General features: G+C 59.7%; 27 protein-coding genes. 14 read left to right on the top strand and 13 right to left on the bottom strand.

Translation table 11 applies throughout. The annotated features are described in order from the left end of the window. The first annotated feature begins 7 nt into the window (after window positions 1–7). The 9 genes from GRAN_RS12135 (at window position 8) to GRAN_RS12095 (ending at window position 6732) form a co-directional block, all read left to right on the top strand. On the top strand, window positions 8–808 hold the full coding sequence (locus tag GRAN_RS12135) for a chlorite dismutase family protein (RefSeq protein WP_128913313.1): 801 nt from the start codon (window positions 8–10) through the stop codon (window positions 806–808). Further along, window positions 763–1608, top strand: coding sequence for an endonuclease III (gene nth, locus GRAN_RS12130; RefSeq protein ID WP_421800809.1), 846 nt, complete (start codon window positions 763–765; stop codon window positions 1606–1608). Before GRAN_RS12135 ends, nth begins: the two co-directional genes overlap by 46 nt. A gap of 189 nt (window positions 1609–1797) precedes the next feature. Next, window positions 1798–2541 (top strand): N-acetylmuramoyl-L-alanine amidase family protein, encoded by a 744-nt coding sequence (locus tag GRAN_RS12125; RefSeq protein WP_161570950.1) that lies wholly within the window; start codon window positions 1798–1800, stop codon window positions 2539–2541. After that, the gene (locus GRAN_RS12120) at window positions 2538–3194 is read left to right on the top strand and encodes a GerMN domain-containing protein (RefSeq protein WP_128913311.1); all 657 of its coding nucleotides are present in this window, start codon (window positions 2538–2540) and stop codon (window positions 3192–3194) included. Before GRAN_RS12125 ends, GRAN_RS12120 begins: the two co-directional genes overlap by 4 nt. A gap of 4 nt (window positions 3195–3198) precedes the next feature. After that, window positions 3199–4020 (top strand): glutamate racemase, encoded by an 822-nt coding sequence (gene murI, locus GRAN_RS12115; protein ID WP_241654528.1) that lies wholly within the window; start codon window positions 3199–3201, stop codon window positions 4018–4020. Between the two features lie 18 nt (window positions 4021–4038). Next, a complete protein-coding gene (locus GRAN_RS12110; protein ID WP_128914157.1) occupies window positions 4039–4425 on the top strand; it encodes an EVE domain-containing protein in 387 nt (128 codons plus the stop codon). Window positions 4426–4458: 33 nt separating this feature from the next. Further along, the gene (locus GRAN_RS12105) at window positions 4459–5343 is read left to right on the top strand and encodes an aldo/keto reductase (protein WP_128913309.1); all 885 of its coding nucleotides are present in this window, start codon (window positions 4459–4461) and stop codon (window positions 5341–5343) included. A 76-nt stretch (window positions 5344–5419) separates the two neighbouring features. Beyond that, on the top strand, window positions 5420–6196 hold the full coding sequence (locus GRAN_RS12100; protein ID WP_128913308.1) for an enoyl-ACP reductase FabI: 777 nt from the start codon (window positions 5420–5422) through the stop codon (window positions 6194–6196). A 32-nt stretch (window positions 6197–6228) separates the two neighbouring features. Further along, window positions 6229–6732 carry a DinB family protein gene (locus tag GRAN_RS12095; protein WP_128913307.1) on the top strand — a complete coding sequence of 168 codons (504 nt, stop codon included), beginning with the start codon at window positions 6229–6231 and terminating at the stop codon, window positions 6730–6732. Here GRAN_RS12095 and GRAN_RS12090 read toward each other — a convergent pair. From GRAN_RS12090 to GRAN_RS12080, 3 genes are all read right to left on the bottom strand, one after another. Next, on the bottom strand, window positions 6729–7136 hold the full coding sequence (locus tag GRAN_RS12090) for a DUF2256 and DUF3253 domain-containing protein (protein ID WP_128913306.1): 408 nt from the start codon (window positions 7134–7136) through the stop codon (window positions 6729–6731). The two genes, GRAN_RS12095 and GRAN_RS12090, sit on opposite strands and share 4 nt — an antisense overlap. A gap of 119 nt (window positions 7137–7255) precedes the next feature. Further along, window positions 7256–7750 (bottom strand): DinB family protein, encoded by a 495-nt coding sequence (locus tag GRAN_RS12085; protein WP_128913305.1) that lies wholly within the window; start codon window positions 7748–7750, stop codon window positions 7256–7258. An 85-nt stretch (window positions 7751–7835) separates the two neighbouring features. Next, on the bottom strand, window positions 7836–8588 hold the full coding sequence (locus GRAN_RS12080; RefSeq protein ID WP_128913304.1) for an SDR family oxidoreductase: 753 nt from the start codon (window positions 8586–8588) through the stop codon (window positions 7836–7838). 106 nt (window positions 8589–8694) lie between these two features. Here GRAN_RS12080 and GRAN_RS12075 point away from each other — a divergent pair, with 106 nt between their 5' ends. Continuing rightward, window positions 8695–9324, top strand: a complete 630-nt coding sequence (locus GRAN_RS12075; RefSeq protein WP_206662758.1) for a TetR/AcrR family transcriptional regulator — start codon at window positions 8695–8697, stop codon at window positions 9322–9324. 3 nt (window positions 9325–9327) lie between these two features. On the opposite strand, the gene GRAN_RS12070 is transcribed toward GRAN_RS12075, so the two are convergent. From GRAN_RS12070 to GRAN_RS12060, 4 genes are all read right to left on the bottom strand, one after another. Then, window positions 9328–9858 carry a TlpA family protein disulfide reductase gene (locus GRAN_RS12070; protein ID WP_161570949.1) on the bottom strand — a complete coding sequence of 177 codons (531 nt, stop codon included), beginning with the start codon at window positions 9856–9858 and terminating at the stop codon, window positions 9328–9330. Further along, the gene (locus tag GRAN_RS25505; protein ID WP_161570948.1) at window positions 9855–10724 is read right to left on the bottom strand and encodes a hypothetical protein; all 870 of its coding nucleotides are present in this window, start codon (window positions 10722–10724) and stop codon (window positions 9855–9857) included. Before GRAN_RS25505 ends, GRAN_RS12070 begins: the two co-directional genes overlap by 4 nt. Further along, complete coding sequence (locus tag GRAN_RS12065; protein ID WP_241654527.1) at window positions 10721–11005, bottom strand: PadR family transcriptional regulator; 285 nt, start codon at window positions 11003–11005, stop codon at window positions 10721–10723. The genes GRAN_RS25505 and GRAN_RS12065 overlap by 4 nt, the downstream gene beginning before the upstream one ends. Window positions 11006–11066: 61 nt before the next feature. Continuing rightward, window positions 11067–12029 (bottom strand): LysR family transcriptional regulator, encoded by a 963-nt coding sequence (locus GRAN_RS12060; protein WP_128913301.1) that lies wholly within the window; start codon window positions 12027–12029, stop codon window positions 11067–11069. A gap of 224 nt (window positions 12030–12253) precedes the next feature. Between GRAN_RS12060 and GRAN_RS12055 the strand changes: the two genes are divergently transcribed. Both GRAN_RS12055 and GRAN_RS12050 read left to right on the top strand, forming a co-directional pair. Beyond that, the gene (locus tag GRAN_RS12055) at window positions 12254–12994 is read left to right on the top strand and encodes an SDR family NAD(P)-dependent oxidoreductase (protein WP_128913300.1); all 741 of its coding nucleotides are present in this window, start codon (window positions 12254–12256) and stop codon (window positions 12992–12994) included. Between the two features lie 294 nt (window positions 12995–13288). Further along, window positions 13289–14569 (top strand): phosphoserine transaminase, encoded by a 1281-nt coding sequence (locus GRAN_RS12050; protein ID WP_128913299.1) that lies wholly within the window; start codon window positions 13289–13291, stop codon window positions 14567–14569. A 78-nt stretch (window positions 14570–14647) separates the two neighbouring features. Here the strand turns inward: GRAN_RS12050 and GRAN_RS12045 are convergent, their stop codons facing one another. The 3 genes from GRAN_RS12045 to GRAN_RS12035 are packed head-to-tail and all read right to left on the bottom strand — an operon-like array spanning window position 14648 to window position 20855. Beyond that, window positions 14648–16378 carry a TolC family protein gene (locus tag GRAN_RS12045; RefSeq protein WP_128913298.1) on the bottom strand — a complete coding sequence of 577 codons (1731 nt, stop codon included), beginning with the start codon at window positions 16376–16378 and terminating at the stop codon, window positions 14648–14650. Further along, on the bottom strand, window positions 16375–19536 hold the full coding sequence (locus tag GRAN_RS12040) for an efflux RND transporter permease subunit (RefSeq protein ID WP_128913297.1): 3162 nt from the start codon (window positions 19534–19536) through the stop codon (window positions 16375–16377). Before GRAN_RS12040 ends, GRAN_RS12045 begins: the two co-directional genes overlap by 4 nt. 8 nt (window positions 19537–19544) lie before the next feature. Next, on the bottom strand, window positions 19545–20855 hold the full coding sequence (locus GRAN_RS12035) for an efflux RND transporter periplasmic adaptor subunit (protein WP_128913296.1): 1311 nt from the start codon (window positions 20853–20855) through the stop codon (window positions 19545–19547). Window positions 20856–21028: 173 nt separating this feature from the next. Between GRAN_RS12035 and GRAN_RS12030 the strand changes: the two genes are divergently transcribed. Continuing rightward, window positions 21029–21598: a TetR/AcrR family transcriptional regulator gene (locus GRAN_RS12030; RefSeq protein ID WP_161570947.1), complete on the top strand. Its 570-nt coding sequence runs from the start codon at window positions 21029–21031 to the stop codon at window positions 21596–21598. Window positions 21599–21769: 171 nt separating this feature from the next. On the opposite strand, the gene GRAN_RS12025 is transcribed toward GRAN_RS12030, so the two are convergent. After that, window positions 21770–22366 carry a redoxin domain-containing protein gene (locus GRAN_RS12025; protein ID WP_128913294.1) on the bottom strand — a complete coding sequence of 199 codons (597 nt, stop codon included), beginning with the start codon at window positions 22364–22366 and terminating at the stop codon, window positions 21770–21772. Window positions 22367–22654: 288 nt separating this feature from the next. Between GRAN_RS12025 and GRAN_RS12020 the strand changes: the two genes are divergently transcribed. Then, a complete protein-coding gene (locus GRAN_RS12020; protein WP_241654526.1) occupies window positions 22655–23110 on the top strand; it encodes a hypothetical protein in 456 nt (151 codons plus the stop codon). Here the strand turns inward: GRAN_RS12020 and GRAN_RS12015 are convergent. Together GRAN_RS12015 and GRAN_RS12010 are read right to left on the bottom strand one after the other, a co-directional pair. Then, complete coding sequence (locus GRAN_RS12015) at window positions 23107–23373, bottom strand: anti-sigma factor family protein (RefSeq protein ID WP_128913293.1); 267 nt, start codon at window positions 23371–23373, stop codon at window positions 23107–23109. The genes GRAN_RS12020 and GRAN_RS12015 overlap by 4 nt on opposite strands. After that, complete coding sequence (locus GRAN_RS12010) at window positions 23364–23987, bottom strand: sigma-70 family RNA polymerase sigma factor (protein WP_128913292.1); 624 nt, start codon at window positions 23985–23987, stop codon at window positions 23364–23366. The genes GRAN_RS12015 and GRAN_RS12010 overlap by 10 nt, the downstream gene beginning before the upstream one ends. Window positions 23988–23989: the final 2 nt, after the last annotated feature.

The raw sequence follows: 23989 nt of genomic DNA, 5'->3' as shown, positions 1-23989 counted from the left end.
CAGCATCATGGCAGAAATTAACCCCGTCGCAACCGCCTCCGCCGTCGCTACCCCTCCCGCCCCCGGTCGCCCGGCGAGCAGCTACGGCGCGGCCCCGCATGATCCTTCAAAGCCGGCAGTGAAGCGGCAGATCGTGTGCTTCAGCTTCTATAAGGTGATGCCGGAGTGGCGTCGTCTGCCGGCGGAGGAGAAGGCAGCGCACAAAGCTGCTTTCGTCGAGGTGTTGAAGCGCTGGAATAAGCCCGGCGAGTTTCTTTCGCTGACGTATTCGACGATCGGGACGCGGGGCGACGTGGATTTCTGCGTGTGGTCGATCGGATATGCGGTCGATGAGCTGAACAAGATGCGTTCTGAGCTGATGGGCACGCCGCTCGGCGGATATCTGTCCTCGCCGCATAACTTCCTGGCGATGACCAAGAGATCGCAGTACCAGATCGATCGGCCGGATGAGAGTGAAGGCGAGGGGCGTGGCGCGATCCGGCCGGGCGGGCAGAAGTACATCTTCATCTATCCGTTCTGGAAGACGCGGCCGTGGTACCTGCTGTCGGCGGCGGAGCGGAAGAGGTTGATGGATGAGCACATCCGGATTGGGCTGCTGTATCCGCGGGTGAAGCTGAATACCACTTACTCGTTCGGGATCGACGACCAGGAGTTCGTGGTGGCGTTCGAGACGAACTTTCCCGAGGACTTTCTTGATCTCGTGCAGCAGCTTCGGGAGACGGAGATCAGCCTGTACACGCTGCAGGATACGCCGATCTTCTCGTGCGTGAGGCTGCAGCCGGCGGAGATGCTGGACCGGCTGGGCTAACCGTGGCTCCGGGGAAGAAGGCTGCTAAAAGCGCGAAGAAAGTAATCACTCCGCTTCGGCCGGTTCCGAAGTCACCGGAGGGGGCGGCTGCGCGGGCGATTGCGGCGACGGAGCCGGTGGCTCCAAAGAAGCGGCCTGGGCGGACCGCTAGGCCGACCTCGCCGGAGCGGGTGGCGGCGATTCTCGATGCGCTGCGGAAGACGTATCCGGGAGTGGTGTGTGCGCTGAATCACCACAATGCGTGGGAGCTTACGGTTGCCACGATTCTTTCGGCGCAGTGTACGGATGTGCGGGTGAACATTGTGACGCCCGATCTGTTTCGGGCATTTCCGACCCCAGCGGCGATGGCGAAGGCGACGCTGCCGGAGTTAGAGGAGCTGATCCGAACGACGGGGTTCTATCGGAACAAGGCGAAGTCGATCCTGGGTGCGGCGAAGCTTGTCTCGGGCGAGTATGGCGGGGAGATTCCGCAGACGATGGAGGAGATGCTGCGCATCCCCGGCGTCGCGCGGAAGACGGCGAATGTGGTGCTGGGGTCGTGGTTCGGGATCGCTTCGGGGGTGGTGGTTGATACGCATGTGCTGCGGCTCTCGCGGCGGCTGGAGCTGACAAAAGAGAGCACGCCGGAGAAGATCGAGAAGGATCTGGAGAAGATCCTGCCGAAGGACCGGTGGATCGCTTTCTCGCATGAACTGATCCATCATGGGCGGCAGATTTGTATTGCGCGGAAGCCACGGTGCGCGGATTGCACGCTGGAGACGCTTTGCAATTCTATTGAGAAGACCTGGAGTTCGCACTAGCTGGAAGGCAAACCCCGAGAGCAACTTACGCGGATGGCTGGCCGGTCCTCTACAATGGACGACGAACCGCATCGAACTGATCCTGTGACCTGCCAAGCCCCTCCTACTCGACGGCTCTTTCCTGCTGCCCTTGCTTTTTCCGCACTCTCAGCGATCCCGCTTGGTGCTCAGGGGATCGCAAGCCTGCCGATGTACAACCGGAATGTGGTGTTTCTCGACCCGGCACATGGTGGGACGGACAACGGGGCTCGCCTGAGCGGCAAGCTTCAAGAGAAGGATGTGACGCTGGCGTTCGAACAGAGGCTGCGGTCGCTCTTGCAGGCGAAGGGGCTGACGGTGGTTTCGGCTCGGGATGGCGATGCCTCTATGACCTCGGACCAAAGGGCGGACATTGCGAATCACTCGAGGCCGATTGCATGCCTTCTGATTCATGCGACCTCGTCCGGGTCGGGAGCTTACCTGGCAACTTCATCGTTGCAGGCGGATCCGGAGCCGCACTCTGTTCTGCAATGGGAGACGGCACAGGCTACCTACGTATCGCAGAGTTTGAGTTTGCTGGAAGGGCTGACGAGTGCGCTGGCTTCGGCGTCGTTCAAGCCGGTGACGTTGCAGTCTTCGGTGCCTCCGATCGATTCGCTGACGTGTCCGGCGGTGCTCATCGAGTTTGGGCCGAAGTCGGGTACGCCGGTGAATGACGAGGGGTATCAGCAACAGCTTGCGGATGCGATTACGGGGGCGCTGGTGGCGTGGCGGACGACGTTCGATCCGCCGAAGCCGGTTGTGGATCCGTCGGCTGATCCGTCCGCGCCGAAGGCCGCTCCCCGGCCTAAGATCAAGCCGCCGGTTGCGGCGCCTGCTCCGCCGACTCCGCCGGGCGCGCCCTTGAGGTCCGTGCCTTCGATCGCGCCGATTAAGCCGGGAGGGGCGCGATGATCCCTCGCTATCAGCGCGTGCTGTTCTGGTGCCTGCTTGGGTGCATCCTGTTCATGTTCCTGTTCCTCCTGCGCGGATGCGAACAGGCCCGGGAGAAGTTTGCCAATCATGGAGATCTGACTCCGCTGGCCGCTCCTACGCCTTCCGAGCTGGCAAATGTGACTTTGTCGATGGCGAACGATGCGGATGTCTCTCTTACGCCGACATCGCGGCAGATCGCTCTTCCGGAGGATCCCGGTCTGAAGGCGCGAGCTTTGCTTGAGAATCTTATTTCGCTGTACGCGCAGCCTGGGTCGGCTCATCCTCTGCAGAGCGGAGGGGCAGTCGATGATGTGTATCTGTTTACTCCGGCTGCCGCGTCTGGCGCGCAGGGGAGCAGGCAGGATTCGCTCTCACAAACACGGGGGGGGCTGACTGCGGTGATCAACCTGAAGGGTTCGTTTGCCGATCATCATCCGTCGGGGGTCGTTGTGGAGACGCTTACGGTGCAGTCGATGATTGGGACGCTGCATGCGACGCTTCCGGAGATCGAACAGATACGGTTTCTGGTGGATGGGAAGCCTCGGGAGACGCTTGCGGGGCATGCGAGCCTGCTGCGAGCGTATCCGGCGGTCGATACCGCGAACCGTCCTCCGACGGGCGACGAGAAGTAGACGCTTGAACTCACCTCTCACCATTGGCGTGTTCGATTCGGGCTTTGGCGGGCTGACGGTGCTGCGGGCGCTGCTTCCGCTGATTCCGGGTGCGCGGTACCTGTACCTGGGGGACACGGCGCGGTTGCCGTACGGGTCGAAGTCGCGGGAGACGATTGCGCGGTATGCGCTCTCGAGTGGGCGATTTCTGCTGGAACAAGGGGCGGAACACCTGGTCGTCGCCTGCAATACGGCGACGGCGCTGGCGCTTGAGGATCTGAAAGCTGATCTACCTATTCCAGTGACGGGCGTGATTGCTCCTGGGGCCGCTGCGGCTCAGGCTGTGGGCGCAGCAGGGCATGTGCTTGTGCTGGCGACGACGGCAACGGTGCAGTCTGGAGCTTATACACGGGCGCTTGAGGCGCGGGGCTTGGCAGCGACAGAGAAGGCTTGTCCCCTGCTTGTGCCGCTGGTAGAGGAGGGGTGGCTCGAGGCTACTCCAGAGACGATCGCGGTTACGGCGGAGGTGCTGCGGATTTATCTTGCGGAGGCAATGGCGGAGGCTCCGCAGGCGACTTCCCTGCTGCTTGGGTGTACGCACTATCCGCTGCTGAAGCCGCTGATCGAAGAGACGCTGCGGAGGCTGGACTATCCGCTGCGGCTGATCGATTCCGCCGATGCTACGGCGCAGGCGGTTGCGGGGCAGATTGGCACTCGGGCTGCGGTTGGAGTGGCCACGAGTACGGCGTTCTATGCGACGGATTCGATCGAGAAGTTCCAGCGGCTCGGGTCGCGGTTTCTTGGACAGGTGCTGCCGCCGGTGAGTTTGATAGACCTTGGCGGCTAGGGCTTATACCCTATGTCTATGCCCTACCTTTTGAAGACGGAACCGGACAAGTACTCCTACGACGACCTGCTGCGGGATGGCGAGACGACGTGGGACGGGATCACAAATAACCAGGCGCTGATCACGCTGCGCAACATGAAGAAGGGTGAGAAGGCTGTCATCTATCACTCGAATGTTGGCAAGGCGGCGGTCGGGACGGCTGAGATCGTGTCGAATGGTACCAATCCCGATGATCCGAAGTTTCCGCTGGTGCGGATCAAGCCGCTGAAGAGGTTGAAGCGGGAGAAGCCGCTGGCGGAGATTCGCGAGGCTCCGGTGTTTACGGGGTCGATCATGTTCCGGCAGTTCCGGCTTTCGGTCGTTCCTCTGACGGACGAGCAGTATGACTGGCTTGTGCATGGTTAAGGCAGGGAGCAGGGGATAGGGAGTAGAGGGCTTATGGCTTTGAGGGATACGTTTGTTCTTGGTGGTGATCTGCCGGTGCATCGGATGGGCTATGGCACGATGCGCCTGACGGGTGAGGGTGCCTGGGGCGAGCCGCCGACTGGCCTGGTGGCGGCGCATGCTGTCTTGCGGAAGTGCGTAGATCTGGGGATCAACTTCATCGATACGGCGGATGCCTATGGGCCGCAAATCGCCGAGGATCTGATCGCGGAGGCGCTGCATCCCTATCCGGCTGGCTTGGTGATTGCGACGAAGGGCGGGTTGACGCGGCAGGGACCGGCGAAGTCGAAGGCTTGTGGGCGGCCGGATTATCTGCAGCAGCAATTGGAGCTTTCCCTGCGACGGCTGAAGGTGGAACGGATCGATCTGTACCAGCTTCACCGGATCGACCCGACGGTCCCATTGGCGGATACGCTTGGTGCGCTCAAGGACGCGCAGAGCCAGGGGAAGATCCGGCACATCGGGCTGTCCGAGGTGACGCCGGTGCAGATAGAAGAGGCGCGGAAGATCGTTCCGATTGTGAGCGTGCAGAACCGGTACAACCTCGTCGAACGCAAGTCGGAGAGTACGCTTTCCTACTGCGAAGAGCATGGGTTGGCGTTCATTCCGTGGTACCCGATCAACGCGGGGAAGCTGACGCGGCCTTCGAGCGATTCGGCGTCAACGAATCATCCTCTGGAGGGGCTTGCGAGGGATCACGGGGCTACGATCGGGCAACTTTCGCTGGCGTGGCTTCTGCATCGGTCGGCGAATATCATTCCGATTCCCGGGACGAGTTCGATCGAGCATCTGGAAGAGAACTTTGCGGCGGCGAAGCTGGATGTTTCGGATGAGGACTGGGATGACATCGATCTGATCCTCGATACGCAGGCAAGCTAGATATGCAGGCACGTTAGACACACAGTCCGGTCCGGCTGGTATCCTTACCGACGGAACACAGGAGCATCGCCACAGCATGATCGATCTCAAAGGCAAAGTCGCCGTTATCTTCGGCCTCGCGAATAAGCGCAGCATCGCGTATGGCATCGCCCAGAAGTTTGCGGAGGCGGGCGCGACGCTCGTGCTCAGCTACCAGTCCGAGAGGCTGCGCAAAGAAGCCGAAGGGCTGATTACGGAACTAGCCCAGGAGCATAGCGCCAAGGCGTTCCAGTGCGACGTGTCGAAGGATGAAGAGATCGATGCACTGTTCGCGCAGATCAAAGAGACCTATGGGACGATTCACAGCGTCGTACACGCGGTGGCGTTTGCACCGCCCGATGAGATTAAGAACGACTTCCTGCTGACCAGCCGCGAGGGGTTCCGGATTGCGCATGATGTGAGTGTTTACTCGCTGATCGCCGTGGCGCGAGCGGCGGCTCCGTTGATGGAGTCGGGTGGGTCGATCCTCACGCTGACGTACTATGGCGCGGAGAAGGTGTTTCCGAACTACAACGTGATGGGTGTGGCGAAGGCCGCGCTCGAGGCGACGGTGCGGTACCTGGCGGCTTCGCTTGGGCCGAAGGGGATTCGGGTGAACGCGATCTCGGCGGGGCCGATCAAGACGCTGGCGGCGCGCGGTATCGGCGACTTCAGCAAGATTCTGGATGCCGTGACGGAGCGTGCGCCGCTGAAGCGGAATGTGGACCAGTCCGAGGTTGGCGGGGCTGCGCTATTTCTTGCATCCGACCTGGCTTCGGGGATTACGGGCGAAATTACGTTTGTCGATTGCGGCTTCAACATTACCGGGATTTAGCTTTCGTCACGCGGTCTAGCAGAAAGGTCCCGATGCCCTTTTCAACGCTTCTGACGGCAGAGCTCGCCAGTGAGTTCAAAAACACCCGCAAGATACTCGAACGGCTTCCGGATAGTCAGGGCGAGTTCAGGCCTCACGACAAGTCCATGCCGCTGGGGAAGCTGGCGGGGCACGTTGCGCAACTGCCGAGCTTCATGTCCATCATCCTGACGACGCCGGCGTATGACTTCGGCAAGACGAAGAGTCCGTCGCTCGTGTTCGAATCTGCCGGGCAGATCGCTGCGGCCTTCGACGAGCTCGCTACCAAGGCTCAGTCCGATCTGGCGGGGACGTCGGACGAGGCGTTCGAAGAGATATGGAAGCTGACGTACAACGATCAGCCGATCTTCTCCGGCACGCGCTTTCATGCGTACAGGCTGATGGGGATCAACCACATGATCCATCATCGGGCGCAGCTTGGCGTGTATCTGCGTCTGCTGAACCAGCCTGTTCCTGGGCTGTATGGGCCTTCGGCGGACGATAAGATGGGCTTCTAGGTACCCCGTAGCCGTAGGCGGATTGGGCCCTTTGCGGTTGATCCGTCGACGACTTTGTTCTTCTGCAGGATGTCGATGCGGCCCGCGGCGACAAGGCGGCGGGCTGCTCTTCGTGCGGGCTCCATGAGGTCTTCCCAGCCGGTCTCCTTGATGGCTCGGGCCGCTTCCGAAGGGCAGATGGTCTTGCCTCTTCCGCGTGCCTTGAGTAAGTCGAGGATCGCGGTTTCGAGAGCCGTGTCCGTGCTGTCTGGTTTGTGCCTGCGGCAGCCGTCGCTGCAGAACTTCACCTCGTCCCAGTTGCTCGCGAACTTTTTGCGCCAGGTGATGGTGCGCCCGCAGGTGGCGCAGTGCTTGTCCGCGTGTGGTCCGTTGGGTGCGCCGGGGGATGGCTTCGGATCGGGCATTCGCTGTGCTCACTTAAACCGTAGATGCGAATGCAGGCGCGAGGGACTGCGGAGCGGCAGAAAAAATGCCCTGTCACGCGAGGGCGCGGCAGGGCTTGGCGGGTCAGGTCGGGTTAGTGCTACTTTGTTCCGGGGACGATCTGGCCGAGGTGATAGGCGAGGTGACTGGTGCGGCCAAGGAGAATCGCGAAGCGGTTGCGATGGGGCTCTTTGGCGAAGTCCTCTTCGGAGACAGCGGTGTGCTTCTGGAGCCACTCGGATGGGGATAATTTCGCGCTGTGGGAGAGGACGGCAGCGTTGATCTCGTCCCACTGTGCCTTCAGGTGATCCGATGAAGGAAGGATGGCGATGGACTTATCCGGGGCCTTGATGAAGATCTCGTCGAGTTCCGGATGAAGACGTGGGCCGAAGCCGAGGAGGCTGAACATCGCATCCGCGGTTGCGGTGAGGTGTCCGAGGATGTAGATCACGCGATTCTTGCCCGGAGCGATCTCGCTATGAAGCTGTTCTTCGGTGAGGCCAGACCAGAGCTTGGCGGTTCGTTCGACGGTGGACTTGAAGACGCCGACTGCGAGCGACGCGAATTGGTCTGATTGATTTTCTGCTGCTGACATTGTGTGCCTCTCTCTGACTAAGCGCTGCTAAAAGCAGGGTGCGCTCCCATGACCGCACCCTGAGGTCGACTGACGTACGACTTGCTTAGATCTGGGCCATTCCGCCATCGACAAACAGTTCCACGCCGGCGACATAGCTCGCGTCGTCCGATGCCAGGAAGACGGCGACCTTGCCGATCTCGTCGGGGCGGCCGACGCGGCCAAGCGGAACCTGCGCGGCCATGGTGGCGTAGAAGCCCTGCCTCTGCTCTTCCGTCTGGAGGAGGCCGTCGACGCCGGGGGTTTCGATAGGGCCGGGGCTGATGACGTTGACGCGGATCTTCCGGTCTTTCAGATCGCTGGTCCAACCTCGCGCAAAGGAGCGGACCGCTGCCTTGGTGGCGGAGTAGACGCTGAACGCCGGCATTCCCTTGATGGAGACGATCGATGCATTGAGGATGATGCTGCCGCCATCGGGCATCAGCGGAAGAGCCTTCTGCACGGTGAAGAGGAGCCCCTTGACGTTGGTGTTGAAGATGCTGTCGTAGTGCTCTTCCGTGATCTGTCCAAGCGGGGCAAACTGGCCTCCGCCTGCGTTGGCGAACAGGATGTCGACGCGACCCTTCTCCTTTTTGATCTGCGCGTAGAGCTTATCGAGGTCTTCGAGCTTCGAGGCGTCGGCCTGGATCGCGGTTACATTCGAACCGATTGTCTTGACGGCGGCATCGAGTTCAGGCTGACGGCGTCCGGTAATGAACACGTACGCGCCTTCGGCGACGAACTGCCGCGCTGTCCCGAGACCGATCCCGGTGCTTCCGCCGGTGACCAGCGCAATCTTTCCTTCAAGCTTCTTCGACATACATCCTCCAGGCGGCCTATTTTTGTACCGCACGATAAAGATGTCACTGCGAAGCGGTAGGATGCAACTCTTTTGAACCTCGCGGTATAAAATTCATCTAACGATCATGGGACAGACTCCCGAGACCGCAGCACCGAGCTCGACAGCACCTGCGAAGATGGGGCGGCCACGCTGCTTTTGTGAGGACACTGCGCTCGAGGCGGCGATGCGAGTGTTCTGGGAGAAAGGGTATGAAGGGGCGTCGCTGAACGATCTGACCGAGGCCATGGGGATCAATCGGCCCAGCCTCTATGCGACGTTTGGGGATAAGGAAGCGCTTTTTCGGAGGGCTTTTATCCTGTATACCGAGGGGCCGGCGTCGTATCTGCATACGGCTCTTGAAGAGCCGACAGCGCGGGGAGTCGTTGAAGCGTTGCTACGCGGAGCCTTGAATCTTCTGGCCGATCCGCGGAATCCGCGCGGGTGGATGTCGGTTCATCCGATTACGCCGGGGAGAGGTTCCGAGCCTGTCACCAAAGACATCATCGAGTGGCAGAAGGCGGCTGAGGCGGCGATTCAGAAGCGTCTAAGGCGCGCGCGGGCCGAAGGGGATTTGCCTGCGGATATTCATCCGGGCGACCTAGCGCGCTATCTCTGCACCGTCCTCTCCGGGCTTGGGACGCAGGCTTCGAACGGCGCGACGAAGGCCGAGATGCAGCGCGTGGTGGATCTTACGCTGCGTGCGCTCCCAGGCTAGGAATTACTGCAATAACTCGCGGATGTGGGATTCGAAGTCATCTTTATCGACGACGCCGGAATGCGCGATGGCGACTCTTCCCTGCTTGTCGATGAGGAGGGTGAGAGGCATCTGCCCGAGGCCGAAACGCTTGCCCATGGCCTCGTCGCCGATGACGACGGGATAATCGATGTGTCTCTGGGCGAGGAAGGGCTTGACGACCTTCATGCCTTCGTCATCCATCGAGACGCCGATGACGGAGAGGCCCATATCGCGATATTTCTTGTCGAACTCCATGTACCAGGGGATCTCGAGCTTGCATCCTCCGCACCAGGTGGCCCAGAAGTCGAGGAGCACGACCTTGCCCTTGAGCCCGGAGAGCGTGATGGTGTTGCCTTGGGCGTCGGGAAGCGAGAAGTCGGCAGCGGGCTTGCGTTCGGGAATTGGCGTGATGCGGTCGGGCGTGGTCTTCACATCGGCGGGTGCCGGATGATCCTGCGCCAGGGACATCACGGCTAAGAGAAAGACAGCTCCTACAGAGAGGCCACGTTTCATCGCGTGCTCACCTTTTTTCTTTGTTGGGTTGTAAGACTTAGCAGATACGCCATCGGTCCGAGCATGGCGAACGGCAGAAGCGAAGGCAGAAGCGGATAGCGCAGGGGATACATCATCCATACGCGCACCATCCACCAGAACATCCCCTGCGTGACGAGGCTAAAGACGGTAAGCGAGACCGAGAGCCACATGACGATTTTGAGGGCGCGCGGAATGAAACTACTGCGTGTCCCGTCGCACATTCCGCGTAGGACGGGGATCAGGACGAGCGCGATCTGCACGAAGAGCGGAAGCATCCAGCGGTAGAAGGCTAGGCGGAAGACCGCGTCGTTGACGTGATACAGATCGGCTCGGATAAAGGCGGGCTTGTAGTCCATTGCAGAGAGGACACCGGGCACGGCGCATGCAAGTAACACCACGCAGAAGATTGCGCCTGTCGACAAGACGGCGCGGCGAGACAGGACGCCGGCGGCGAATCCGCAGGTCCAACTCCAGCAGCCGATTGCCAGCCACGCCAGGAAGACGCCGGGGACGCTATCACGCACACCGCTCCAGAAGCCCTCGTTGCGCAGGAGGTAGGCATCTACATTGTTGGCGGTGAGCCAGAGCGTTACGGCGTTTCCGGAACTGATCCTATGGGACACCACGGACAGAAGAATTCCGAGGGGCAGAACGATAGCGAGGCATAACCATGGGCGCCAACCAAGCCAGAGTTGCGCCTGACGCCTCGCGACGAGGCCGAGGACTTCACGGAGCCCCTCTAAGCTGGTGCCCGCGGCTTCGTTGAGATCACCACACACGGCCTCGCGCTCGGCTGCTTCGAGCATTCGCGATGCGAACTCTGCCGGCCGCGATAGGCTCCTCATTTGATCTCCCAAGAGACATCCCGGCTGGCGCGCCGTACGGCCTCATAGAAGGCGGTTGCCGCGCGGATGCCCTCTGCCGTGACCTGCACCATCCTCTTCGCGCGGCCGCCCCGCTCGGCGGTCGCCTCGCCCATCCAGGTTTTGACGAGCCCTTTCTTTTCGAGGCGATCGAGTGTTGTGTAGAGCGCTCCGATGGAGCAGCGGCGCTCTGTCGCCAGTTCGATCTCGCGGCGAATCGCGGCTCCGTAGGCGTCTTCTCCAAGGCGAGCGGCAGCGGTCATCAGGAGGTATTCGAACTCCCCGAGCATAATAACTACATTGTGATTCTAATAGGCGAAGGTGTCAACCATGGTGATGCTTCACTCGAGCACCGGGCGAGACTTGATGCGTCTTGCGGGAGACACGATCGATCAATTCCTCCAATCGGGAGAGGAAGATCTGTAGCACGGGGGACGGATTGTCCTTCTTGTAGCCGATGCAAAGATCGACGGTTGGGATGACTCCTTTGAGGGGCCGGCTTATGACGGCCACGGGAAGCAGGTTCTTTGCATACGTCGGGAGAAGCGCGACGCCGCCCGTTGATGTAATAAGTGACATAATACCGGCCAGATTATCTACTTCGTGACTTGGTTTGAGAGAGATACCACACTTCTTCAGATAGGCGTCGATCACGATACGTAGTGCTGGCGGACCACCAACTCCGTTGAGTGCCTTGGCCGATATGCTGAGAAAGATTTCGCCTCGGAGCTCTCGTGGGTCGACGCCATCCCGAGAGGCGAGGCGATGCCCTACCGGCATAAAGACTTCCAGTTGCTCCTTGACCAGTAGGCGGAACGCGAGGTCTGAGGTTCCTTCCTCGCGGCGCAGGAAAGCAGCGTCGATCGTGCCTTTCGAGAGACCCACGGCGAGTTGTGGAGATACCTGGCTCGAGACCACGATGTGAATATTCGGCAACTCATCTCGGAGAAGCTGAAGAGCCTCGGGCAGCCAAGTCGATTCATGCCCCGTGAGGAAGCCCAGGACGAAGTACGGTTTCGTGGGTTCGGCGAGACGACGGGCCGACTCGACGGCGATCTCGACCTGCGAGAGCACCACGCGGGCGTGGTCGAGAAAGACTCGTCCGGCGGGGGTAAGTTCAATGCCTCGAACGCTGCGTGTCAGGAGTTGTGCGCCTACCTCCGACTCCAGATCTTTTATCTGCCTGCTGAGAGAAGGTTGGGTTGTGTGCAGCTTCTCGCTGGCTGCGACGGTGAGGCTGCCTGACTCCGCAACCGCTACGAAGTAGCGAAGGTGTCTTAATTCCATAGATCCAGCTCCATGCTTCCCGAGCATAGATTCTAGACCTTCAAAGTATGATCCGCGTTACTTAGAAACACATCCATTGCATACGTAGGAGATTATGGCCAGGCAGCCCGCGGGTAAGTCAGCACCGCGAGCGAGGAGATATCCAGAAAGTATTCAGTGCGGCGCGGAATGATGATTCATTTCGCAATAAATAGCGTTATTCGACAAGAAAGAGAAGGGGTTCCATGTCTAAGTTAGCTAACAAAGTTGCTCTTGTTACAGGTGGCTCAAGAGGTATTGGCGCGGCGATTGCAAAGCGCCTGGCATCCGACGGAGCGAGTGTCGCTATCACGTATGCAAAGGACGCCACCTCGGCCTCGGCCGTGGTCAAGGCGATTGAAGGGGCAGGCGGAAAGGCCATTGCGATCCAGGCAGACGCCGCCGACGCGAAGGCCGTTGCCGCCGCGGTTGCGCAGGCCGTTGCTTCGCTTGGGCGGCTTGATGTGCTGGTGAACAACGCCGGGACCGCGATCCCAAAACCGTTCGAGGAGACCACGTTAGAAGAGATGGACCGTATGGTCGACATCAACCTCCGTGGCATCTTCGTCGCGACGAAGGAGGCGTTGAAGCATATGAATGATGGCGGCCGCATCATCATGATCGGCTCGTGCGTGGGAGAACGCGTGCTCACGCCGGGACTTGTGGCGTATTCGGCGACGAAGGGTGCGGTCAAGATGTTTACGCAGGGACTGTCCCGAGAGGTTGGTGCGCGCGGCATCACGGTCAACAACGTGCAGCCGGGGCCGATCGACACAGATCTGAACCCGGCGGCGGGCGACTGGGCGACTCCGCAAAAAGCCGTCACGGCGCTCAATCGGTATGGGACCGTGGAAGAAGTCGCGGCGCTTGTGTCGTTTGTGGCGAGCCCGGAAGCCTCCTACATCACGGGGGCAAACCTGACCGTTGACGGCGGCACCAACGCCTAAGGGTGCTGCGATTTGCTGCATCCGATGGAGAGCGATTCCCTTCGCTTGTCATACCAGCCTGACGGATTGCTCCTGTGTCGTGAGCGTCCGCCAGGCTGTATCGTTTGTTCCTCCCGGTGGAGGCTCAGGCATGCCTGCGGCGCGACGGATGGACTATGATGGAGACATCGTTAGGACCATCGTGAAAAGCGCTACGACCCATCCTGTGACTCTCTCTTTCTCGACGACCGAAGCGTCGTACCGGGAACGAGCCGATCCAGACACACCCCAAAAATCAATGAGCCTGCAACGGAGATGCGCGTTTCTGCGCGTAACCGGTGCGGCGAGCCCGCGCGCTCGCTTCGCAATCACTGGCTCATCGGCCTGATCGCCGATCAACTCCCTGAATCCCTGGAAGGAAATCAAGTGCCCGAACTCCCGAACAAACCAGCGACGTTGCCTGTCAATCCGCATTTCTCCTCCGGCCCGTGCGCGAAGCGGCCCGGCTGGGCGCCTGCTTCGCTGAACGACGCGCTCGTTGGCCGGTCGCATCGTTCGAAACCCGGCAAGCAGAAGCTGCAAGAGGTGATCGAACTGACGCGGGAGATCCTGGGCATTCCTGCCGAGTACCGCATCGGGATCGTTCCGGGGTCGGATACAGGAGCGGTGGAGATGGCGCTCTGGTCGCTGCTGGGGGCGCGCGGCGTGGACGTGCTGGCATGGGAGAGCTTTGGTAAGGAGTGGGTGACAGACGTCACGAAGCAACTCCGGCTCACGGATCTCAACGTCTACGAGGCTGGCTATGGCGAGCTTCCCGACCTCTCAAAGGTCGATCCGAGCCGGGACATCGTGTTCACGTGGAACGGGACTACCTCCGGGGTTCGCGTTTCGAATGGGGATTGGATTTCGGACTCGAGGGAGGGGCTCACGATCTGCGATGCGACTTCGGCTGCGTTCGCGATGGATCTCCCGTGGCAGAAGCTGGATGTTACGACGTGGTCGTGGCAGAAGGTGCTGGGAGGAGAAGGCGCGCACGGCATGCTTGTGCTCAGCCCGCGCGCAGTGGAGCGGCTTGAGAGCTATAACTCGGGACGTCCGCTGCCGAAGATCTTTCGGCTGGTGAAGAGCGGCAAGCTGATCGAAGGAATCTTCCAGGGCGAGACGATCAATACGCCGTCGATGCTTGCGGTCGAGGATGCGCTGGACGGTCTGCGTTGGGCGAAATCGATTGGGGGCTTGCCGGAGCTGATTCGGCGGTCGGAGGCGAATTTGAAGGCGATCGTCGACTGGCAAGCGAAGAGCTCATGGGTTGACTTTCTCGCGGAAGTGCCGGCTACACGGTCCTGCACTTCGATCTGCCTGAAGATCGTGGATGCAGCATTTGTTACGTGGGATGCGAAGCAACAGGCGCAGTTTTTGAAGGACTTCACTAGCCTGGTTGAGAAGGAGAACGCCGGGTTCGATATTGCTTCGTACCGGGATGCTCCGCTGGGCCTGCGGGTGTGGGGTGGCGCTACGGTCGAGACGAGTGATATCGAGAGTTTGCTGGCCTGGCTTGACTACGCGTTTGCGACTACCAAGGCAAAGCTTACTTAAGCCTGAGGTTTGAGGCTCGTGGCTTGCGGCCGTGATAGCGGGACTGTCCGCTTTCACGGCCGCATCCGTCCTGGAATCTCAGCTAATCTTGCCCTTATCAACGGCGGCGATGTCGATGTTTTGTTTCGTCAGCGTGTTTGCCGTGGCTCGATCGAAGTCTGCCTCGGCCTCTCCGCAATCCGCCGTTGCGCGAATCTCGCGCAGCTTCGCGCTCACCAGTTCGTTCTGCCGCTGCAGGACAAGATACACCGAAGAGGTTCCAGCCTGTAACTGCCTCTGTTCGCTTGCGAGTTGCTGCTCGGCCAAGGCACGTGCGCGTTGTGAGGCAGTCAGAACGAGCCTTGAATTGACGAGTTGTTGCAGGGTGTTGCGGACATCGCTTTCGACGTTCATCTCGAGTCGCTGCTGCTGCGTGATGGACTGACGCTTGTTCTGCTCGGCAATTCCTGACTGGGCGATCGCGGTGCGATTGCGAATGGGAATTGAGACCTGCAGACCTACTTTCACGATAGGAAAGGATCCCGCTCGCAGGTTCGAAAGAGATTGTCCGTAGCCGCCGACGAAGATGGGTGGGATCGTGCTCGTCCCCCCCGTGGACGAAGAGACCGGCGGAAGACCGGCGGCGGCGGAAAGGGTGTTTACCCTGTCGATGATGGGACCAAAGAGTGCGGAGAAGATGTCCGTGGTCTGCGCTACGGTTTGTCCTGCGAGCCCCTGCGAGCTAAGCTGCGCGGTTAGGTTGATCTGAGGCTTTACCTGTTCCTTGGCGAGACGCGCATCGAGCTCACTGAGCTGAATGCCGATGCGTCCGGCAGAGACATCGGGGCGATGGGTAAGAGCTTGATGCATCGCCTCGTCGAGCGGAGGAGTTGCGTCCGCTTCTCCGAGGTCGATCTTTGTGTGAAGCGCGGTACTCCATAGTGGGTCATCGCGGTTTGGGAGGACTAGGGCCTTCAACGTATTCTCCGCGCGGGTAAGTTGCTCCTGCGCATTGAAGACGTTTTGCTGGTAAGTAGATATCTGCGTCTGGGTCTGGATGACGTCGACGGGAGCCTCAATGCCTTGCGCGACCTGGCGACGGTTGCTTGCGTCCTGCTGCTCGGCGAGGCGCACCGCTTCGGTCTGTACTTCAACGCTGCGCTGCGCGTACTCTAACTCCCAATAAGCGCGAATGGCTTGCGTGGTCACGGTGATGACCTGATCGCGAAATTGCTCCTGGGTCTGCGTCCGGCTCTTCTTCGCGACAGCCACGCGTTCTCGATTGGCGTCGAAGAGGAGCCCGCCCCAGAGGGGCTGCACGAGGTTCAGGTTCGCCGACGTGACATAGGTGGGATTCAACGTATTGAAAGTGCTATCGCTCTCCTGGCGGGAGGACGAGAGGTCCAGCTTGTACGTCGAGCCGAGCCATGGAGAGCTCCCGTTGATCTGCGGGTCGGCGAAGAGCTCCTTCTGGGTCAGACGTCCGTTCGTTCCTCCGCCCAGCGATGAAGACTGCGGAGATACATTTCTGAGTTTGTAGCCTGTGCCTCCGACGACCGGATCGAAGTATCCCTTCGCGGACTTCACGCCAAGCACGCTTTTGATGTTGGCGATGCGCGAGACCTCGATGTCGCGGTTGTTCGCGAGGGCCGCGCGGATGATATCTGTGAGCGTGATATCGACATCGCCTGTAATGCCAAGACGTGGCGCAAGCTGCAGTGGCGCGGATGGCGGGAGCGGCGGTGGGACAGGATCATTCCCTCTACCGAGGGTCGACTGGGCTTCTACGTTCAAGCCAAGGAAAAAGGTTAGGGCGAGCAGGATCTTCATGCGACCGGCCCTTCTGGACGAGGGTTCCGCATTGTTCCGATCCGTGAGCGAATGGGGTTGAGCCTTGCGAAAACCTTATGCGCGGCTGCTGCGGGTCGTCTCCATAATGGGTGAGCCGCGAGGTCTTCAAAGAAGGAGTAGAAGACCGGGACTGCGACCAGAGTAAGCAACAGGCACAACGTTTGGCCGCCAACGACAAGTACGCCGATGGAACGGTTTGATGCTGAACCGGTGCCGCTTGAGATGATGAGAGGCAGCATCCCCGCGACGAGCGCGAGGGTCGTCATGAGGATCGGGCGCAGGCGGTCCGTGTTCGCCTGCAGGATGGCTTGAGCGCGAGGCATACCGGTTGCGCGAAGGCCGTTGGTATGGTCGATCTGCAGGATGGCGTTCTTCTTGACGATGCCGAAGAGGAGTAACAAGCCAAGAAGCGAAAACAAGTTCACGGACTGGCCCGCGAGCAGGAGCGAGAGGATGCCGAACGGGACCGCAAGTGGAAGCGTGAGGAGGATCGTGATGGGATGGATGAACGACTCGAACTGCGCCGCCAGCACGATGTACATGAAGATGAAGGTGAGCGAGACGGCCACGAGGAAGTAGTACCCGGCGCGGCCAAGTTCCTTCGACGTGCCGGCGAGGCCAGTGTGATAGCCGGGCTCCATGTGCAACTCATCTGCCTGCTTCTGCAGCGCACTTAGAATGGCTGACTGAGAGTAGCCGGGAAGGATGTTGCAGCTCAGGGTGACCTGGCGTTCACGTGCGATGCGATTGATGGAAGAGGGTCCGGTGGCCGCCGTCGTCGAGACAACTTCGTCGAGGCCGACTGAGCCAAGCTGTCGGGTGGAGAAGACGGTCATCTTCTTCAACTCCTCTTCGCGTGTGCGATATTGTTCGCCGGCTCGAACACGCACATCGTACTGGTCGTCGCCTGCGTTGAAGGTCGACACGGTTTCACCCGCGATGAGCGTGTTGAGCGCCTGCTCGATACTGTTGACGGATACGCCAAGGTCGGCTGCCTTCGCACGGTCGATATCAAGCCGTATCTCGGGCTTGCCGCTGCGCAGGGTAGAGTCCGCATCGGTGACACCGGGAATCTTCTTCATGCGAGCGAGAAGGTCATCCGAGTACTGCGCCAGCTTGGCGAGGTCGGGTCCGCCGATAAAGTACTGCACCTGCGCATTACTTGCTCCATTGCTGATGGTCGCTACGAGTTCCACGCTGGTTTGCAGGTTGGGGAAGGTCTTGAGCAGGGCGCGGGTCTTCTGCATGAGTTGCTCCTGCGAGTCGTGGCGCTTGCCCACGTCGATAAGCGTTACGAAGATGGAGGCGCTGTTGACTGCGCCGTCCGTGCCACCGCCCGCGCTCGTCAGTGTGTTCTGAACGCCGGGCAGCCTCCGAATGGATTGAGCGATGGCCTCCGCCTCCTGTGTTGTTGAGGCGAGCGACGTTCCTTCTGGTGCACGGACCAAAACATTGAATTGAGACTGATCGTCGGTAGGCGTGAAGTCCTTGCCGACCATGATGAAGAGCGGGATGGTGCTCAGGATAACGCAGCCGCAGGTGATGAGCACTGCCTTGCGATGCGCCATCGACCATTGCAGCAGACGCATGTAGCGCCCGTTGATGAACTGAAAGAGTTTCGATTCCTTCGAACTGGCTTCGTGCCGCTCTGACGCCGGACGCACCTTGACGAAGCGCGAACACAGCATCGGAGTAAGCGTAAAGGACACAATCAGCGACACGGCAATGGCGAAGGCAGAGGTGAAGCCGAACGAGCTCATGAAGCGGCCCACGATGCCGCCCATGAATCCGACCGGCAGAAAGACGGCGAGAAGTGAAAACGTGGTCGCCATCACGGCGAGACCGATCTCCTTTGTGCCTTCAATGGCTGCTTCGAAGGGAGACATACCTTTCTCTTCGATAAAGCGATAGATGTTCTCCAGCACGATGATCGCGTCATCGATCACGATGCCCACCATCAACGTTAGCGCAAGCATGGTGATCTGGTTGAGCGTAAATCCCATCGCTTTCATGAGGGCGAAGGTCGAGATAATGGATGTTGGAATCGCGATGGCTGCGATCAGGGTTGTGCGCCAGTTCGCAAGGAAGAGATAGATGATGACGCATGCGAAGAAACTGCCTTCGATGAGGTGATGCTTGATCGCTTCGATGGCAGCGTTGATGAAGACAGACTGATCGGCGACGATGCGGACCCGGACGTCTTTGGGAAGGGTCGGTTCTACCTCGGCCAGCCGATCCTTTACTTCTTCGGCGGTGGCGACAGAGTTCGCACCGGATTGCTTCGACACGACAAGCGTAATCGCCGGTGTGCCGTTCAGTCGACCGGAGGTTCGCGGCTCTTCGTAGCTATCTTCGGCGGTCCCTATGTCACTTACTTTGACGACATAACCATTGCGTATCCCAATGGCGATATCGTTGAACTGCCGCACGTCGGTTGCCTTGCCCATGGTGCGCACGGTGAACTCCCGCGCACCTGCGTTGAGCGATCCGCCTGGGAGTTCGAAGTTCTGCTCTCGTACAGCGTTGACAACATCGTTGATGGTGAGACCGAAGGCTTTGAGTAACTCCGGGTTAGCGTCGACGTGTATCTCGCGGCGAGCTCCGCCGACGAGTTGTATCTGACCGACGCCGCGCGCGTTCTCCAGCTTCTGCTTGATGAGCTTATCCGCGATGAGCGTGAGGTCGCGAAGAGAGCGAGGCGCGGAGACCGCAATCTGCATGACGGGCGTGGCATCAGGATCGAACTTCTGCACCACGGGCGCCTTGGCATTTTGCGGCAGATCGTTGCGGATGAGGTTGATCTTGTTCTGGACCTCTTGCGCGGCTACGTCGCCATCTTTTGAGAGATCGAAGCTGATGACGACCAGCGAGATTCCTTCAGAAGAAGTGGACCGTAACTCATCGATCCCGCTAATAGTGTTGACGGCATCTTCGATCTTTTTTGTAATTTCGGTCTCAAGCTCCTCCGGCGATGCGCCCGGATCCGAGACGGAGATGGACACCACCGGAATATCAACCTTAGGCACGAGATCGACGCCGAGGCTGAAGTAAGAGAAAGCCCCGACCACGACCAGGGACATGATCAGCATCGTGGCGAAGACCGGGCGGCGGACACAGAGTTGCGCTAGACCGTGCATGACGTCACCTATCGCTTTCCGTGGATGTCGACGGGCGCGCCATCATAGAGTTCGGACTGACGGCTGGTTGCGACCATCTCGTTGGCAGTGAGGCCGGAGAGGACGCGTACCTGATTGTTGTCGATTTCGCCAAGCGTGACGATACGGAGATGAGCTTTCCCTCCGTCGAGGACGTAGATCTGGTTCGAGTCCGTGGTGCGGTCACGTAAGACGGTGGACTTGGGCAAGAAGACAGCGGCCTCCGTGCCGGGAAGCACGACGCGTGCCGTCGAGAACATCCCCGGACGGAGGGAGTTATCGGTGTTCTGGAAACGCGCTTCAAGGATGAAGGAGCGGGAGTCCGGATTCACTGCCGGATTGATGGCTGAAGTCTCTCCGACGAAGTCGCGGTCACCGTAGGCAGCGACACGCGCGGTCACCGGCATACCCATCTTGAGCCCTGCGGCATTCCTTTCGGGCGTCTGCAGTTGAAGCTTGAGCACGCCGACCCGCACCACGGTCGCGACAGTGTTCGTTGTGGCGACCCATTCGCCAACGGATACGGGGCGCGCACTGACGAAGCCGTCGAATGGCGCGCGAATAGTGGTGTCGGCGAGGGCTTTTTCGGCCTGCGAAACCTGGGCTCGCATGGCGTCGAGAGAGGCCTGCGAGGAGTTGACCGCCTGATAGCCCTGCTTCGCGGAGTTGAGCGCGGACTCGTACTGTTGGCGTGAGGCATTTGCCTGGGCTGCCGCTGTTTCCGCCTGCGTCCGCATCTTCTCGTAGACGCTCTGCGAGGTGTCACCGGTGGCGATGAGGTTGGCGTATCGCTTCGCATCCGCCGCCGCAAGCTGTGCCTGGGCCTCAGAAGATTCATAGTTGGCGCGGGCACCCGCGACCTCGGGAACTTTCGCGGGATCGAAGCCTCCGGACCCAAGACCGATCCTCGACTCCGACTGGCGAAGACCCGCAGTTGCTTCCGCAAGCTGCGCCCGCATCTGCACAAGCTTCAGCTCAGCATCACGATGATCGAGTTCGCACAAAACGTCGCCCGTCTTGACGAAGGTGCCGACGTTGACCGGGGTCTTGAAGACACGGCCGGCTACCGGTGGCGCCACCTTCGAGGCCTCATCCGCTACGAAACTGCCAGTCTCTGCGAGCGTTACCGGAACCTGTCTGCCGGCTGCCCGGATGGCCGTCACTTCGATCGCCTGCGCTTTTGTCTCGGTCGCCGCGTTCACCTGCTTCTTACATCCTGTGCCGAGCGAAAGGGCGCAGCATGCGATGAGGCTGAACTCCCGCCAGCGCTGCCCTTCTATGGCACGTCTTTGGTGGTGCATAGGTATAGTCCCCTGCTCTTCCTTCTGAATCTTGATCTCACAGGCAAACTCAGAATAATGGCACACAGTGCCACTGTCAACCTATTGAGCCAATTAGGTCTCACTGAGCTAAAAGTGCCAACTTGTCGTAGACTGGACCAATGGCTTCGTCAGCACATCTTTCGCCGGACTCCATGCAAACGAAAAAGCAGGAGCTGGTGCGCACGGAGATCTGGAAGGCGGCGGTCAATCTCTTTTATTCCGCCGGGTTCGAGAACGTCACCGTGGAACAGATTGCATCCGAAGCGGGTATTTCTCGGCGGACCTTCTTTCGATATTTCTCCTCGAAGGAAGACCTTATGTCCGCCACGATTCGGAGCTATGGCGCTGCGCTGGAGGAGGCGATCGCCAGGCAGAAAGCCGGTGCCTCCCCTCTGGAGAGTGCGAAGCTCGCCGTGAGCGAGGTGCTGGCTCCTCACTTCCCCTCCGAGACGACGGAGCGCGTGATCCATGTTGGACGGCGAAGCCCAGCGGCTCGAAGCGCACAGTATCTCGCTGTGTCCGAGGTAGAGGACAGGCTTGCGGGGGCCTTCAGCCTGCGGGCGAAGCGCAAGGGAATTCGCTCACTCCAGGACCGTATTCTGGCCAGCATCACCCTCTCTGCGACGCAGCTCTGCTCGACGACGTGGGTGGAGCAACAGGACCGGCCGATGCTCGAGTTGATCGATGAAGTCTTTCGGGAGATATCCCAGCTATCGAAGTAGTTGATCGCCGGCTTGATCGGATAGCCGTCGCGCTGGAGCGCTGATCACGCCGTCAGCCCAGAGCGACGAGTCCTCGGCCCCTCGTGTACAGGCATGATAGTCGGCTTAGGAGAGTTGTTATCTTCGGTCTAAGTCTCCGTGGCGTGTTCTCTCTTGTATTGGCCGCGCATATCAGTCCTTATCACGGATCGTCTCGGCATACGTCTTGCCGTATGGGTAAAACAGCTCCTTGCGACCTTCCTGCCACGCACGTTTCATCTCGGGCGTCGTAATGTCCCAATCCGGCCTGCATTTCCTGGTGACAGCCCGCAGATCCTGGCGCAAGTCCTCCATGGTGGGCCTTCCAAAGAACCAGTACCCGCTATAGATCTTGTGGATGATGAGATCCGGCTCAAGCACAACAACGTGGGGGATCATTGGATTGTGCAAAGTGTCCGTGTATTCGGCGATGTCGAGATCCTTTTGGATAACACGGCCAGCGTCGGACAGGAAAGGCCAGTGAGCACCGACTCCGTTGCGGTATTCATTCGTCTCCGTAAGGTTATCCGTGCTGATGGTGACGAGGCGGCAGTAGCCAACTTCCATTTCACGATGTAGCTGGAGGAGCCCTTCCGCCTGGCGTCGATCCTTTGGGCAGAAGCCTCCCCGACTGAGCACGACGATCATGGGATCCGCAGCCTGAAGTTCGGAGAGTTTCCGTCGTGTCGCGGTGTGGTCGGTTAACTGGTAATCAGGGAAGCGGGCTCCGGGTATGATGTCGACTCGCATGTTCTTGAGATCTCCTTCAATCGGTTGCGGATCACGACTGCTTCGTGGGCAGATAACTCTGTTGAATCTGGAGATCAATCCCCTAGCGGAGCTGGTACGCATATGCCCGCTTACTCCAGATTTGGAAGACATTAAGTTGCCTTGCGGAGGTCATCATACTTCCGTGCACGGCAACCGCGCGAACTTGCTTGGAAAGAGTGATTCTCTACGACGTAAAGAGCTTGAGCAGGCTCCTATGACAGCGCGGATCGGGATCCAGTGCGGGTTCAAAAGGAGGTAGCATTGCTCATGGAGAACACCTTGCTCGAACAGAACGCGCCAGCCGATACTCGACCACTGAACGATGCGAAGAGCCGGTCCTGGATTATTGGGCTCACGAGCTTGTTTTTCATCTTGCTCCAGAGTGCATGCGCAGCCTTCATGGCGATCAGCGGCCTCCGCCTGCTGATTGGAGTTGGCTCATTGGCTGCTGCGACGACTAGTATGCGCTTCCTAGCCTCGATCCACGGCGAGGCCATTCGAATCCCCATGGAGATCGTTGCTGTTTGCGGGTCTGCCGTGAACCTGTACGCAATTTGGCGTGTACGGTCGTTGCGTGCCCGAGGTTCGTCTCAATGGCGGATGGGAAAAGTTCCTGCGGAGACGATATGCGCCGAACGGATCCAGATTGCTCTTGCCATCCTCACACTGGGCTTGCTGGTGGCGGAATGGGGAATACACATCTACCTGCACGGCTCCATCTAGCCAGAATCCTTGACGATGTTTTCTGGCTTACTCTCAATCTCTTCGGATAGCCTCGCGTGCAGACGCTCGCTGAAGCCGAGCGGTAACTCAAACACCTGGTCGTCCGCGATGAGCACCATGATATTGCGGCTCGAATCGAGGATTGCAGAGCAAATCTCGCAGTGTTCCAAGTGCCGTTGAACCATTTCCCTCGTCTCGGGGGATAACGAGTCATCAAGATAGTCGGAGATGTAGTCCCAAACGTGCTTGCATTCTATGACCATTGAAACCACCTCCTCCGGGGCCCGGCGTTCTTGAGTTTCGGCGCAAGCTCCTTCTGCATCATCATTCGGGCGCGATGCAACCGAACCTTAACCGTGCCGGCTGTGAGTGCGAGTGCTGTGGCCGTTTCCTCAATAGAGAACTCTTCTACGTCCCGCAGAAGGAAAACTTCTCGATATAACGGTGACAAATTGGCAATTGCGTCCTGAAGCATTTGGCGGATTTCCTGCCTCTCGAGCGCCGCTGAGGGGACCTCGCGCCAGTCCCTGAGCAGCGCTGGCGAAATGTGACCGCCCTCCTCCGGGGATTCGTCAAGCGACTCCGTCCGCGCTATCGCCTGCCGCCGCAAACGGCCTCGCGCCTCGTTCAAGGTAATGGTGATGAGCCACGTGCTGAACTTCGCCTGTCCCCGAAAGTCCGCAAGCTTTCTAAAGGCCTTCAGAAAGGCTTCCTGCGCAACATCTTCGGCATCAGCTTCATTTTTCATGAATGAAAGTGCCATCTTGTAGACGCTGCGCTCATACGGGCGGACTAACTCGTGGTACTGTTCCCTCTCACCAGCAAGTATAGAGGCGATCATCCGCGCTTCATCCCGGACTGAGAGTTCTGCGTCCATAG

Source organism: Granulicella sibirica (genome assembly GCF_004115155.1).
In the GTDB taxonomy this organism is placed as follows: domain Bacteria; phylum Acidobacteriota; class Terriglobia; order Terriglobales; family Acidobacteriaceae; genus Edaphobacter; species Edaphobacter sibiricus.
Note: the sequence above shows the minus strand (reverse complement) of the source record. Positions and strands in the feature narration are given on the sequence as shown.

What these genes read in the sequence shown, in the direction of transcription:
- GRAN_RS12090 (WP_128913306.1), bottom strand. Translation starts at nt 7,136, where the DNA reads ATGCCCGATCCGAAGCCATCCCCCGGCGCACCCAACGGACCACACGCG.
- GRAN_RS12030 (WP_161570947.1), top strand. Translation starts at nt 21,029, where the DNA reads ATGCAAACGAAAAAGCAGGAGCTGGTGCGCACGGAGATCTGGAAGGCG.
- GRAN_RS12040 (WP_128913297.1), bottom strand. Translation starts at nt 19,536, where the DNA reads ATGCACGGTCTAGCGCAACTCTGTGTCCGCCGCCCGGTCTTCGCCACG.
- GRAN_RS12125 (WP_161570950.1), top strand. Translation starts at nt 1,798, where the DNA reads ATGTACAACCGGAATGTGGTGTTTCTCGACCCGGCACATGGTGGGACG.
- GRAN_RS12120 (WP_128913311.1), top strand. Translation starts at nt 2,538, where the DNA reads ATGATCCCTCGCTATCAGCGCGTGCTGTTCTGGTGCCTGCTTGGGTGC.
- GRAN_RS12085 (WP_128913305.1), bottom strand. Translation starts at nt 7,750, where the DNA reads ATGTCAGCAGCAGAAAATCAATCAGACCAATTCGCGTCGCTCGCAGTC.
- GRAN_RS12095 (WP_128913307.1), top strand. Translation starts at nt 6,229, where the DNA reads ATGCCCTTTTCAACGCTTCTGACGGCAGAGCTCGCCAGTGAGTTCAAA.
- GRAN_RS12020 (WP_241654526.1), top strand. Translation starts at nt 22,655, where the DNA reads ATGGAGAACACCTTGCTCGAACAGAACGCGCCAGCCGATACTCGACCA.
- GRAN_RS12025 (WP_128913294.1), bottom strand. Translation starts at nt 22,366, where the DNA reads ATGCGAGTCGACATCATACCCGGAGCCCGCTTCCCTGATTACCAGTTA.
- GRAN_RS12060 (WP_128913301.1), bottom strand. Translation starts at nt 12,029, where the DNA reads ATGGAATTAAGACACCTTCGCTACTTCGTAGCGGTTGCGGAGTCAGGC.
- GRAN_RS12110 (WP_128914157.1), top strand. Translation starts at nt 4,039, where the DNA reads ATGCCCTACCTTTTGAAGACGGAACCGGACAAGTACTCCTACGACGAC.
- GRAN_RS12100 (WP_128913308.1), top strand. Translation starts at nt 5,420, where the DNA reads ATGATCGATCTCAAAGGCAAAGTCGCCGTTATCTTCGGCCTCGCGAAT.
- GRAN_RS12065 (WP_241654527.1), bottom strand. Translation starts at nt 11,005, where the DNA reads ATGACCGCTGCCGCTCGCCTTGGAGAAGACGCCTACGGAGCCGCGATT.
- GRAN_RS12080 (WP_128913304.1), bottom strand. Translation starts at nt 8,588, where the DNA reads ATGTCGAAGAAGCTTGAAGGAAAGATTGCGCTGGTCACCGGCGGAAGC.
- GRAN_RS12050 (WP_128913299.1), top strand. Translation starts at nt 13,289, where the DNA reads ATGCGCGTTTCTGCGCGTAACCGGTGCGGCGAGCCCGCGCGCTCGCTT.
- GRAN_RS12135 (WP_128913313.1), top strand. Translation starts at nt 8, where the DNA reads ATGGCAGAAATTAACCCCGTCGCAACCGCCTCCGCCGTCGCTACCCCT.
- GRAN_RS12105 (WP_128913309.1), top strand. Translation starts at nt 4,459, where the DNA reads ATGGCTTTGAGGGATACGTTTGTTCTTGGTGGTGATCTGCCGGTGCAT.
- GRAN_RS12075 (WP_206662758.1), top strand. Translation starts at nt 8,695, where the DNA reads ATGGGACAGACTCCCGAGACCGCAGCACCGAGCTCGACAGCACCTGCG.
- GRAN_RS12070 (WP_161570949.1), bottom strand. Translation starts at nt 9,858, where the DNA reads ATGAAACGTGGCCTCTCTGTAGGAGCTGTCTTTCTCTTAGCCGTGATG.
- GRAN_RS12010 (WP_128913292.1), bottom strand. Translation starts at nt 23,987, where the DNA reads ATGGACGCAGAACTCTCAGTCCGGGATGAAGCGCGGATGATCGCCTCT.
- GRAN_RS12045 (WP_128913298.1), bottom strand. Translation starts at nt 16,378, where the DNA reads ATGAAGATCCTGCTCGCCCTAACCTTTTTCCTTGGCTTGAACGTAGAA.
- GRAN_RS12015 (WP_128913293.1), bottom strand. Translation starts at nt 23,373, where the DNA reads ATGGTCATAGAATGCAAGCACGTTTGGGACTACATCTCCGACTATCTT.
- GRAN_RS12035 (WP_128913296.1), bottom strand. Translation starts at nt 20,855, where the DNA reads ATGCACCACCAAAGACGTGCCATAGAAGGGCAGCGCTGGCGGGAGTTC.
- GRAN_RS12055 (WP_128913300.1), top strand. Translation starts at nt 12,254, where the DNA reads ATGTCTAAGTTAGCTAACAAAGTTGCTCTTGTTACAGGTGGCTCAAGA.
- GRAN_RS25505 (WP_161570948.1), bottom strand. Translation starts at nt 10,724, where the DNA reads ATGAGGAGCCTATCGCGGCCGGCAGAGTTCGCATCGCGAATGCTCGAA.